This is a genomic window from Prochlorococcus sp. MIT 1304 (assembly GCF_047305015.1).
GTDB lineage: Bacteria > Cyanobacteriota > Cyanobacteriia > PCC-6307 > Cyanobiaceae > Prochlorococcus_A > Prochlorococcus_A marinus_E.
Window position 1 is genome coordinate 333,377 of record NZ_CP138974.1, and the last position, 11,157, is coordinate 344,533.

At 31.1% G+C, this 11,157-nt stretch carries 12 protein-coding genes and 1 tRNA gene; 5 read left to right on the forward strand and 8 right to left on the reverse strand.

Annotated elements, in window-relative coordinates; translation table 11 throughout:
- Both SIB45_RS01945 and SIB45_RS01950 read right to left on the reverse strand, forming a co-directional pair.
- Positions 1 to 246, reverse strand: a complete 246-nt coding sequence (locus SIB45_RS01945) for a DUF2839 domain-containing protein (RefSeq protein WP_011863665.1) — start codon at positions 244 to 246, stop codon at positions 1 to 3.
- A 29-nt stretch (positions 247 to 275) separates the two neighbouring features.
- Positions 276 to 1,724, reverse strand: coding sequence for a DNA helicase (locus SIB45_RS01950; RefSeq protein ID WP_011863666.1), 1,449 nt, complete (start codon positions 1,722 to 1,724; stop codon positions 276 to 278).
- Between the two features lie 96 nt (positions 1,725 to 1,820).
- On the opposite strand from SIB45_RS01950, the gene SIB45_RS01955 reads away from it, so the two are divergent.
- Entirely contained in the window at positions 1,821 to 2,660 is an 840-nt protein-coding gene (locus SIB45_RS01955; protein WP_011863667.1) for a prephenate/arogenate dehydrogenase, read from the forward strand.
- Here SIB45_RS01955 and crtD read toward each other — a convergent pair.
- Positions 2,650 to 4,155: a C-3',4' desaturase CrtD gene (crtD, locus tag SIB45_RS01960; RefSeq protein WP_011863668.1), complete on the reverse strand. Its 1,506-nt coding sequence runs from the start codon at positions 4,153 to 4,155 to the stop codon at positions 2,650 to 2,652. The two genes, SIB45_RS01955 and crtD, sit on opposite strands and share 11 nt — an antisense overlap.
- A gap of 5 nt (positions 4,156 to 4,160) precedes the next feature.
- Here crtD and SIB45_RS01965 point away from each other — a divergent pair, with 5 nt between their 5' ends.
- On the forward strand, positions 4,161 to 5,039 hold the full coding sequence (locus SIB45_RS01965; RefSeq protein WP_011863669.1) for a fructosamine kinase family protein: 879 nt from the start codon (positions 4,161 to 4,163) through the stop codon (positions 5,037 to 5,039).
- Positions 5,040 to 5,047: 8 nt separating this feature from the next.
- On the opposite strand, the gene SIB45_RS01970 is transcribed toward SIB45_RS01965, so the two are convergent.
- On the reverse strand, positions 5,048 to 5,413 hold the full coding sequence (locus tag SIB45_RS01970; protein ID WP_011863670.1) for a CAAD domain-containing protein: 366 nt from the start codon (positions 5,411 to 5,413) through the stop codon (positions 5,048 to 5,050).
- Positions 5,414 to 5,707: 294 nt separating this feature from the next.
- Between SIB45_RS01970 and moeB the strand changes: the two genes are divergently transcribed.
- Positions 5,708 to 6,853, forward strand: coding sequence for a molybdopterin-synthase adenylyltransferase MoeB (moeB, locus tag SIB45_RS01975; RefSeq protein WP_011863671.1), 1,146 nt, complete (start codon positions 5,708 to 5,710; stop codon positions 6,851 to 6,853).
- Between the two features lie 15 nt (positions 6,854 to 6,868).
- Here moeB and SIB45_RS01980 read toward each other — a convergent pair whose 3' ends face one another.
- Entirely contained in the window at positions 6,869 to 8,029 is a 1,161-nt protein-coding gene (locus SIB45_RS01980; protein WP_011863672.1) for a cob(I)yrinic acid a,c-diamide adenosyltransferase, read from the reverse strand.
- 108 nt (positions 8,030 to 8,137) lie between these two features.
- On the opposite strand from SIB45_RS01980, the gene larE reads away from it, so the two are divergent.
- Positions 8,138 to 8,962 (forward strand): ATP-dependent sacrificial sulfur transferase LarE, encoded by an 825-nt coding sequence (larE, locus tag SIB45_RS01985; protein ID WP_011863673.1) that lies wholly within the window; start codon positions 8,138 to 8,140, stop codon positions 8,960 to 8,962.
- A gap of 6 nt (positions 8,963 to 8,968) precedes the next feature.
- Here larE and speD read toward each other — a convergent pair whose 3' ends face one another.
- The gene (speD, locus tag SIB45_RS01990) at positions 8,969 to 9,403 is read right to left on the reverse strand and encodes an adenosylmethionine decarboxylase (protein WP_011863674.1); all 435 of its coding nucleotides are present in this window, start codon (positions 9,401 to 9,403) and stop codon (positions 8,969 to 8,971) included.
- A gap of 52 nt (positions 9,404 to 9,455) precedes the next feature.
- Positions 9,456 to 10,493, reverse strand: coding sequence for a DNA replication/repair protein RecF (gene recF, locus SIB45_RS01995; protein WP_041484727.1), 1,038 nt, complete (start codon positions 10,491 to 10,493; stop codon positions 9,456 to 9,458).
- A gap of 131 nt (positions 10,494 to 10,624) precedes the next feature.
- Between recF and SIB45_RS02000 the strand changes: the two genes are divergently transcribed.
- Positions 10,625 to 10,698 (forward strand) — tRNA-Arg (locus SIB45_RS02000).
- Between the two features lie 11 nt (positions 10,699 to 10,709).
- Here the strand turns inward: SIB45_RS02000 and SIB45_RS02005 are convergent.
- Positions 10,710 to 11,156, reverse strand: a complete 447-nt coding sequence (locus tag SIB45_RS02005) for a hypothetical protein (protein WP_011863676.1) — start codon at positions 11,154 to 11,156, stop codon at positions 10,710 to 10,712.
- Position 11,157 lies beyond the last annotated feature (1 nt).

The following is an 11,157-nucleotide window of genomic DNA, read 5'->3' on the forward strand; positions in this document are numbered from 1 at the left end:
TTATAAAGAATCAGCTAAAGTCCACCACCCAGCAGCAGGGCCTATAAATCTCACGACAATCCATAAGATTACTAACCCTCCGATCCCAAACCAACTGGCCTTAATACTTAATTTAATTAGGTTATCTCTTTGATTGATTGTAAAAGGTAGCCATTCAAATAATCTTGGAGAATCATCAAATTTAGTTTTAGTATTATTTTTTTTTGGAGGTAAACCAAGTGTTTTGCGTCTTTTTGCTTCTCCCATATTTCATTAGTTATTTACAAAATCATAACCTAATCGAAAGGTAACATATAGTTAATTTTTTTTGAGGGTTGAATGTTTTGCAAAAGTAATCTTCCCCAGTTTCTTTTATTTACCCTTCCATCTAAAATTATTAACTTACCTGAATTTCTTCTTAAAGGAGAAACAGCTCTTTCAAGTTTTATTCTTGCTTGAGGAAGAAAGAAGTCTCTAAACCAATCCTGAGAAAGCTTGTTTTTATAAGAAACCGTAATTGCATTAATAGGTTCTGACATATTTGGAATCGGAAGTAAAGGAATGATAATTTGTTCTGGAATTTGAATTAAAAAAGAATTAATAATCCACCAATCAAAACTAGAGCAAAGAATTTCATTTTTACCAGAGGGAATTGTCTCTAGCAATACCCTCTTCCCGTACTTAGAAGCTAATTCTGTAGCAAGGTTTGTTTTTAAATCAATATCATCAGATAAAACTACAGTCAAACCCTTTCTAAAAAGTATTAACTTTTTGCAAGTATCCAAGATTGAGTTAGTAAAAAGAGGATTATTAGGAAGCAACTGTTTAGGAGGTATATATAATTTAATCTTTTTCTCTTCAAAATTACTTTTAAAATTAATAACTAAGTCAATATCTAAACTAATTTTTTTTAGATACATTTGGAAAAAATTATCTTTTCGCAATGCTGATAAAAAAACAAATTTATTATTCAAAAAAAGTTTCTTAATTTGAGAAAGTTCATCTATTGGCTGCAAATACAAATTCCAATCTAAATTTATATCATTTAATTTTACCCAGCATGCCCAGCCTTGAGATAATGCTTTATTAACGCTAAAAAATTTATCTGAGAAAAAAGAATTTTCATAAAAAAATTTTGAAAAGAAACTAATTTCATTTTCATCTAAATTGATATAACTATTTCCTAAGACCTTTCTCGAGAAAAACTTTTTCTTCAACGAATCATATACTTTTAAAAATTCTTGATTGATTAATTCAAATTCTTTAAAGTTTTTTGTCCAATCCTTTTTAAGTAAGGAAATCCTAAAGTGATTTTTTAAATCCTCTTTTATATCCTCAATTCCAGAATAAACTATTCTATGGTTTGTAAAATTATAAAAATTGGGATCATTAAGTAAATCTTGAATTGTTATCAAGCGGACATAATAATTTGAAAAAATAAATTGATCATTTTTGAAAATAAAATTAAAGCCTAGATTTTTCAATGAATCAATCTGAAATTGGCTTATAAATTGAATTTTTTCTCTAGATAAAATAAAAGTTGAATCCTCTTCCTTTAAAAATAGAGAAATCAAAATTGGAGGTAACCAATCATAGCTAGAGAAAATTTCTGAATTAATTAAATATGTAGAATCATTTTCAATACATTTGGAAATTATCCTCCCAAAAGAATATATATGTTTCCAGCTAATACTTTGATCTTTCAAAAAAATTTTCAAATATTGATGACTTAAAATTTCAAGCATTTATAATTTATTTAATTTCAAATACATACAAAAATTTATGAACCTAATATACAAAAAATTGGTATCAATATAAGAGGGTCTTGAATTAATCAATCAATGAAAATTGGAATAGTAGGATTAGGGTTAATTGGCGGTTCTTTAGGATTAAAACTCCAAAGTCTAAACCATACAATTTATGGAATAGCAAATAATGAATTTAATGAAAAAAAAGCTAAAGATAAAAAACTTGCAAATTATGTTAGCTGTGATCTGAGCTTATTAAAAAAATGTGAGCTAATAATTTTGGCATTGCCTATCAAAGATTTGATCAATCCTTCACAACGATTAGTAGCATCAATACCACAGGAGACAATACTAACTGATGTAGGCTCTGTTAAAGAACCAATTGTAAATACATGGGAAAATTTACATCCTCTATTTATTGGATCTCATCCAATGGCAGGAACAGAAAGAAAAGGAGTTGATTCAGGTTTTGAAGGTCTTTTCAAAAATTCAAAATGGATTATTACCCCAACACAAAATAGTGATTTAAATGCAGTCAGAACCATTTCCAAGCTAATAACTTCAATGGATTGTGAAATTTGCCAAGCTTCGCCAAAAGAGCATGATGAAGCAGTATCTCTAATTTCTCATTTACCTATATTTGTAGCTTCTGCCTTAATTCAAACTGCGCATACAAACAATAATCAATCTTTATTAGATCTCAAACAGAAACTGGCTGCTACAGGGTTTGCTGATACTTCCAGAGTTGGCGGCGGTAATGAACAACTTGGTTTAGATTTAGCTATTAATAATCAGATTAATGTCTTAAATGCCATAAATAATTTTAAAAATAATCTCAATATACTAGAGTCTCTTATTAAAGAAAAAAATTGGGAGTTACTTTCTAGCAAACTTGCTGAAGCAAAAGAAATCAGAAAAAATTTTATAAACTAAAATTTTTTATACCTCTAGAAGCTAAAATTTGCCTTGAAACCATTAATGCAGACTGACTAACACCTGCAGTGCCCTCTCCAGGATAAATCGAATCTCCACATAGCCATAAACCTTCAAAAGGTGTCCTACTTGATAGTCCAAATAAACCAAAAATATCAGGATTCTGGCCAAGCCCACCTACTATTCCATTAGGTCTATTTGTCCATTTTTCAAATCCCAATGGAGTTGCTAATTCCCTATGTAGCCAATTTTCAGGATCAATATCAAATTGACTTTCCAATTCAAGCGATAATTTTTTCATGAAATCATTTTTCTTTTTTAAATAAGTTTGTTTATCTAGATCAAACCAATTTTTAGTCTTGGTAAAGATACTCGCGATTAAAGTAACCTCACCATTAGGTGCTCTTCCATCACCATCATCACTAATAGATACAAATACCGAAGTAAATTCTTTGGACACAAATTGATAATGATTGGAGAAAGTTTTTTTAATATGTTCTCTTTTTAATGCTGAATAAAAAACTACAGCTCCACTTGGATCAGGCAAATTATTGATTCGATTTTGATACTTCTTTTTTCTTTTTAAAGGATCTTTCAAATGATTGAGCAAAGATTGTGGAGGCGCGGTATAAATCAAATCTTTTGCTTGGTAAATAAAAGATTTTTTTTTCGAATTAGCAGATACTTTCCAACACATATTTTCCTCATCAAAATTTATAGAATTAACTTTTTGTCCAAAAATTAGATTAGCTTCAGTTTTCCTCAATGAACTTTCTAATGATTCACTTAAAGACTGCATAGATTTTTTAAGATGCCACAGACCATGTGGCTGTTGACACATTTGAAGAACAGTAGATCCATATAATGCGGCTGTATTATGAACGTCCTCTTGAGAATAAAGTTTTAATTGAAGATTTAAGAATTTTATCAAGCGCTCATTATTGGATAATCCACATATTCGCAACAAATCAAAAATAGTTGATTTTAGTAAGATACCTGTGACGAGATTCGACGGTACTAGTGCTTTAAGAAGTTGAGAAAAATCCCAAAAATTACTTACTGGTAATACAGGATTATTGTTGGCAAATATCCAATTACTTTGATGAATGAGAGCACAAAGCTTCCAAAATTTACCACTCCCTGGAAACTGCATTTCTTGTTCAGCAATCCATTTACTTTTTTCATACCAAATAGGTATGGGCTTACCTCCATCATTTAAATCAACTATGCAAGCAGGATCTAAAATTGTCGCTTCAGGAGATGGAATATCTAAAAAATTAAAAATTCTCGAATGTATTCCTCCTTTCTCTAAACCCGCAACTTGAGTTGCACCAACATCAAAAATATAATTTTTTCTTTTGAAAGTACCTGCACATCCTCCTGATTGAGTATGAGATTCGATTAAATTAACTGATAAACCTTGTTTTGATAAAATCGCAGCAGAAGTTAATCCTGCTATACCCGCGCCAACAACAATAACTTCGGAATTTCTCATTGAAAATGCAAAAATTATCACCCATTGAAGTTAACGAAATTTGTGATGAATTAGGTGAAACCTATCCAAAAAGTATTGAACAAGTACATGGAGGTGACATTCATAGTGCCTGGCAAATAGAATTCTCAAACAGAAAGTTATTCCTTAAAAAAAATATTAGAAACAAAAAATTTCTTGAATTTGAAAAATATTGCCTTCAAAATTTGAGAAAGTTTATTAATCAAGAAAACTTAGTTGTTCCTGAAGTTATTGCATATAAAAATATTAAAAATGTAGAAATTCTCTTAATTGAATGGATAGATATGCATAACTCTGACCAAAAAAAGCTTGGAAAAGGTTTGGGTGAAATGCACCTAAAATCAGCTGAATCTAATCCCAAAATGTTTGGGTCTCCAGTTGAGGGTTTTATCGGAACAACAGATCAGAAAAAAGGCTGGAAAGATAATTGGATAGATTGTTTTTTAAACTTAAGAATAATACCTCAATTATTACTTCTTGAATCGACGATTTTAGATAAAGAAACTATAAATAAAGTTCAAGATAAAATTAAATCAGAATTACTTAATCATAAACCAATAAATTCTCTAGTTCATGGTGATTTATGGTCAGGAAATGTAGGAACAGAAAAAAATGGTAAGGGAGTTATCTTTGACCCTGCATCTTGGTGGGCAGATAATGAGGTAGATTTAGCTATGACGAAGCTATTTGGAGGTTTTAGAAAAGAATTTTATGAAGAATATCATAGAATTCTTCCTATAAAAAACGGATTTGAAAAAAGAATTATTATTTATAATTTTTACCACATATTGAATCATGCCAATATGTTTGGAGGAGGGTATTTAAAGCAAGTTAAAGATTACGTAAAAGCAATACTAAATATGTAAATCTTTAACTAACCTAAATATGTCTTTTTAAGATTTTGTAGCTTATCCAAAACAGCTTCACGATTTTCACTGGTACGAAGATTTTGCCAGCTCCACTGACCAACAACAATGACGCCTAATAATTCTAGTAAACCAGGGAGAATTGGGAAAAAGTTTATCGTGTCAATGACAACTTTTATTATTATCTGAGCAATTACGACAACAGCTATTATGCCTGCCGCCTTGCCATACTTACCCATTTGAGTCCAATCAACATTACCAAGGGTTTCATTGACTTTTCCCATAACATCAGAGTACTTCTCTGAAAAGCTTTTGGTTTCTGAGCTTGTATCGGAGCCGGAGTCTTGATTTGACTCTGGAGTGTTATCACTCATGAATTCAGTAAACTTAATATATGAACCAGACAGTATCGGAAAAAACGTCTGTTGACTACCTTTTTGTTGTGTAAAATTCCGAACCGAAACATTTTGTATTTTTTTATAGACGTTGTTATAAATAGTTTCTGGAGATATTTAAACTTAAAATTGATTTATAAAAACTTCACATTATCGTCTAGCTCTAACAAAAACATTAATAAATCACATTAATACGAGAAATTTAAAAGACTAAAATTTTTATTTTAATTATTATGTTTTTAAAGTTTAGCTTGCAAAAATTTAAGTATAAATATGTCCAACGATATCAAATTTAACTTCTTAAGCTCTGATGAAGAAGAAAGATATCAAAAACATTTAACCCTTAAAGAAATAGGTTATGAGGGTCAACTAAATCTTAAAAACAGCTCAGTATTATGCATTGGAGCAGGTGGACTTGGGTCTTCGGTTTTGCTTTATCTTGCCGCAACAGGAATTGGGAGGATTGGAATCGTAGATAACGATCAAGTCGAAAAGTCTAATCTCCAGAGACAGATAATTCATGAAACAAAAACTATTGGCAATCTGAAAATTGATTCTGCCAAGGAAAGAATTAAAAAATTGAATCCTAATTGTGAAATATTAACCTTTCCAGAAAGAATTAATCCTAAAAATGCCCTTGAATTAATAAATAAGTTTGATGTTATTTGTGATTGCTCGGATAACTTTAGTACAAGATATTTGATAAATGATTCATGTCTGATATTAAATAAACCCCTTGTATTTGGAAGTGTACAAGGCTTCGAAGGACAAGTAAGTGTTTTCAATTTATACAAAAATAGTCCTAATTTAAGAGACTTACTTCCAGAATCACCTTCAAAAAATGCTGCCCCTAGTTGTGCAGAATACGGCGTTGTAGGCGTTTCAACAGGTTTAATAGGAATTCTTCAGGTTAATGAAATAATCAAAATCATTTTGAAAAAAGGTGAAACTTTGGATGGGAAAATTTTAATTTTTGATCTATTAAAGATGAATATAAAAAAATTAACTCTTAAAAGTGATCAGTTAAATAAACGAATTAAAAATCTGTCTCAAAATGAGGACTTCTATAATAGCGATGAATATTGTGAAAAAAATAATGAAATTAATACTATTAATGCTAATGACTTTAATAATTTATATAAAGCAAAACGCAACAAAATTCTTTTAATTGATGTTAGAGAAAATGAAGAATTTTCTACTTCTGCAATAGAGGGATCTATATCAATTCCCTTAAGGCATTTGGACCAAAATTCTGACTTAAAATTTATTCAGAAAGAAAGTTTAGGCAAAGAGGTTTTCACTATATGTAAATCGGGGAAACGTTCTGAAGAAGCATCAAGAATCTTGTCTAAATTCAAAATTCAGTCAAGATCTATTGAAGGCGGCATTGAAAAGGTAAGAAAAATATTGTGCAACTAATAATTTTAAGAATATTTAGTAATCTACACCTCTTTTCAAATCAACTCCAACATTTGCATAATGCTTATGACAAACCATTTCAGAGTAGACATCAGCAAGATCAAAATATGAAGGTTCATTTTTACATCTCCCAGTAATAACAACTTCTGTGTCTGCTGGTTTTTTTAAGAGTGTTTGATGTATCGATTCAACAGGTAGCAACTCTAAATCAACTGTTGGATTCAATTCATCTAATATGATTGTTTTATACAACCCAGACAAAATAGCAGCTTTAGCAATTTCCCATGCTCTTTCAGCCTCAACATAATCAATCGGTTGTTGCTGCCCTCTCCAGACGATAGCATCTCTGCCTGAACGCAAATGATCTACTAAATGAGGGTAACTCTCTCTCAAAGCTTCTATGGCAGCATCTTCGGTATAACCATTCCCACCTTTTAACCACTGTAGTATTAAAACTCTATGACTTTTATCTTGAGATATTCCTTTACCGATAGCTTGAAGAGCCTTACCAAGTGCACTTGTGGATTTACCCTTTCCTTCACCTGTATAAATCTCAATTCCACCACTAGAACTACTTTGTCTGGTTTGTGTTGATAAGTTTCCTGTCAAACGTGGTCTCATTTCTGAATGGAGTTGGGATATTCTTACCAAAGCGGAAGGGGCTGCCCTTCCAGTAATAATTATTTCTAATCCATCTGGACGATTTTGAAGAGACTCAACTACTTCATTGATATTAAGCATTCCTAAATCAAGAACTGGATTCAACTCATCTAGTACAACAACAGAATAAAGAGAACTAGCAATTGCTCCTTTAGCGATATTCCAACCTCTCTCAGCCTCACCAACATCAAACTTTGTGACTTGGTCAGCAGTAAAAAATTCAGATCTTCCTGTCCTAACATGGTCAATTAAGTGTGGAAAGCCTCTTTGCAAAGCCTCTATAGCCGAATCCTCGTCGTATGGCCTCTCAGGACCTTTTAAAAATCTTAGAAGTAAAACTCTTGACTGTCTTTTTTCGCATATACCTAATCCTATTGTTCTGAGAACTACTCCCAAAGCAGCCTGACTTTTTCCCTTACCCTCTCCATCATAAATATGTAATTGACCTTTTGATCTTTCCTGACTGTCACTTGCAGTGACAATGCCAATTCCTCTATTTCTACTCGTATTCGCCAATTGAACAAAATTAGTAAATTTAATCTAAGATATAGATAAGAATATTATTAAAGATTTAATAATAAATTCAACCTATTCATAGGTAATTTGAATTTTAAAGTAATTAGCATGTTCAATCAACTAGAAATTCTCTCTGATGAACAAAGTGAAAAGCTTTATACAATTAGAAGATACATTAAGAATCTTGATAGTGTTTGTATTGCTTATTCCGGAGGAGTTGACAGTACATTAGTAGCATCATTAGCATTCGAGCAATTAGGCAGCAAAGCAATTGCTATAACTGGTGTTTCTCCTGCGTTAGCCAATACTCTTCGTGAAGAAGCAAGGAGGCAAGCAAAATGGATTGGAGTAAAGCATTTAGAAATTAAAACATCTGAATTGGACCAATCAAGTTATAGTAAAAATCCTAAGGATAGGTGCTTTGCATGCAAAAAAGAGCTTCACAAACATACAACCTACCTCTCTAAAAAACTTAATTACAAGATTGTTTTAGATGGAGTCAATTTGGATGATCTTAAAGATTACAGACCAGGTATGCAAGCCTCAAAACAAGCAGGAGTTATCTCTCCCCTTGCAAAATTTAAAGTTTCAAAACAAGACATTAGGGATATATCAAGAGCATTGGGTTTTCCTTGGTGGGATAAACCTGCTCAACCTTGCTTATCATCAAGATTTCCTTATGGCCATGAAATAACTAATGAAAGGCTAAAAATGGTTGAAAAAGCAGAAGAATATCTTAAAGACTGTGGATTATCGGAGGTTAGAGTTAGATGCCAAGGCTTAACTGCAAGAATAGAAATTCCCAAAGATGAATTAAAGCATTTTTTTACCAAATATAATTTTAGTGAGTTAGTTCAATATTTTTCTAATTTAGGATTTAATTGCACAAGTTTAGATCTTGAGGGACTAGTAAGCGGAAAATTAAATAGGTAAATATTGTCAAACAACTGTTCTGATCTGTTTAGAGACTGCTGAAGGTGGATTTCGCTCAATGACACGCAAAGAATGTTCTTTAGCCATCAAAGATTCAATTAAATATTGACTAGCCAGTTCAGGCATCATATTTTTACCACATGTAAAAATATCGACTGCCGAATAATTAGATTCAGGCCAAGTATGTATTGAAATATGAGATTCTGCCAGTAATGCAATTGCAGTAACCCCATGAGGCTCAAATTTATTACTAATCAAATTCAAAATGGTTGCATTTGCCAATTTAGCAGCTCTATTTAAAATACATCGTAAAAAGGATTCATCATTTAATTTTTCGCGATCGCATCTATAAAGTTCCAACAAAAGGTGTTTACTTTGATGACTTAATTTTTGCTCATTACTTAACGAACTTAAAATTTGACTTTTTTTGTAGATTTCCATTTAAGAAATTTATATGAAATTAAGATTAGCTAAAAATAATGCCTTTTAAAAATTATAAATGAATCATTTGTGAAGAGCCTATGAAAGACTGATTGAATTTATCTAAATGTGTCGCACTTATAAAACATTGACTATCTTTACCAACAGAATTTAATAACAAATTTTGCCTAGTTAAATCTAATTCAGCTAAGACATCGTCCAATATCAGTATTGGAGGAATATTTAATGTTTTATTCAATAAATCGAGTTCAGCCATCTTTAAAGCCAAGATAAAAGTCCTTTGCTGTCCTGAGGAACCATATTTTCTAACTGAAACATTATTGATTAGAAACTCAATATCATCACGATGTGGTCCAAAATTACATTTACCAGTCAATGCTTCTATTGAACGCTGATTTAAGAGTTGATCTGCTATTTTTTTACTAATAACTTCTTCTTCTTCTTCTTCTGGACTTATATTTTGTATCCCCGAAAGATAATTTATGTCTATTTGCTCTTGAGATTTGCTTAGATGATTATGCCAATATTCAACATATGGTTTTATTTTTAATAAAGCTCTTCTTCTACGCCTAAAAATTCTTGTACTAATTATTGACATTTGAATATCAAAGCTTTCAACAATATCTGTGGATTGGGTTTTTAAGAAACTTTCTGAACGCCAAAAATGACTTCTTTGTTTTAAAAGCCTGTTAAATCTACTTATCAGGTCTAAATATACTGGTTCAAGCTGAGATACGACTTTATCAATCCACGTTCTTCGATAACTGGGCTCACTTCTAACGATATCTATATCATTAGAACAGAAACATACACTTCGGATATAGTTCTTTATTTCACTTTGTTTTTTCAAGATTGATTCATTTACATAAATTCTTTTAGGGCCTTTTCGGAATAAATTTAACTTTAAATCGTCTTTAAAATTTATCTGTCCTATAACTACAGCCAGATCACTGTCGTTCTCTATTAAATCTTTATCGCTTAGTGCTCTATTAGATTTTAATTGACTTAAAAATTCTATGGATTCAAGTAAATTTGACTTGCCAACACCATTGCAGCCAAGAACAATTGCTCTTTGTTCTTTTAGATCAATTTCAAAACTTTTATGGTTTCGAAAATTTTTAATTTTTAATTTATTTAAAAAAATTTTTTTTGTGCATTCATTAATTAAATTAGCTAAGTTTAAAATATTTAGATTTTCTTTAAAGAAATTGAAAAATTAAAGGGCATGTAGCTCAGTTGGATAGAGCATCAGATTCCGGTTCTGAGAGTCGGGGGTTCGAATCCCTCCATGCTCGTAAAATGATTTTTAAAGTTTATATCCCATTACTCTTATTCCATTGGGATCTAGTATGAATCCATTTTCCTCTAAACTTATAAAAGAAGATACTGGAGCCTGTACAGAAATACTACATCCTGGCATTTCTCTATTTATTTTCTCAAGAGTTACTTGAAGCAATATTGAATAATAAATTTGCTGATTTTTCCCTGGCAATGCGCTTAAATTCCATAAGTTAGCATTCAATCCCTTATCGGACGTAACCCTTACAAAGCCATATAATTTATTTTTTAATTCACTCTGTATGGTAAAAAAGAAATTACTTTTCTTAATAGCCTCAGAAAGTGGCTTAATTGGAAATGTCTCGCAACCACAATTGGCTAAAAGTTTGTTAACTTCTTTAGCTAAGGGGATTTGAGAAGAATTAACAAAATAACCTTCTGGAAGAACAAGTTTTTTTTTAGAAAAATATTGCAAT

Bases quoted from the DNA above. Each gene is read 5' to 3' on its own strand.
- SIB45_RS01945 (WP_011863665.1), bottom strand. From the start codon at position 246: ATGGGAGAAGCAAAAAGACGCAAAACACTTGGTTTACCTCCAAAAAAA.
- SIB45_RS01950 (WP_011863666.1), bottom strand. From the start codon at position 1,724: ATGCTTGAAATTTTAAGTCATCAATATTTGAAAATTTTTTTGAAAGAT.
- SIB45_RS01955 (WP_011863667.1), top strand. From the start codon at position 1,821: ATGAAAATTGGAATAGTAGGATTAGGGTTAATTGGCGGTTCTTTAGGA.
- crtD (WP_011863668.1), bottom strand. From the start codon at position 4,155: ATGAGAAATTCCGAAGTTATTGTTGTTGGCGCGGGTATAGCAGGATTA.
- SIB45_RS01965 (WP_011863669.1), top strand. From the start codon at position 4,161: ATGCAAAAATTATCACCCATTGAAGTTAACGAAATTTGTGATGAATTA.
- SIB45_RS01970 (WP_011863670.1), bottom strand. From the start codon at position 5,413: ATGAGTGATAACACTCCAGAGTCAAATCAAGACTCCGGCTCCGATACA.
- moeB (WP_011863671.1), top strand. From the start codon at position 5,708: ATGTCCAACGATATCAAATTTAACTTCTTAAGCTCTGATGAAGAAGAA.
- larE (WP_011863673.1), top strand. From the start codon at position 8,138: ATGTTCAATCAACTAGAAATTCTCTCTGATGAACAAAGTGAAAAGCTT.
- speD (WP_011863674.1), bottom strand. From the start codon at position 9,403: ATGGAAATCTACAAAAAAAGTCAAATTTTAAGTTCGTTAAGTAATGAG.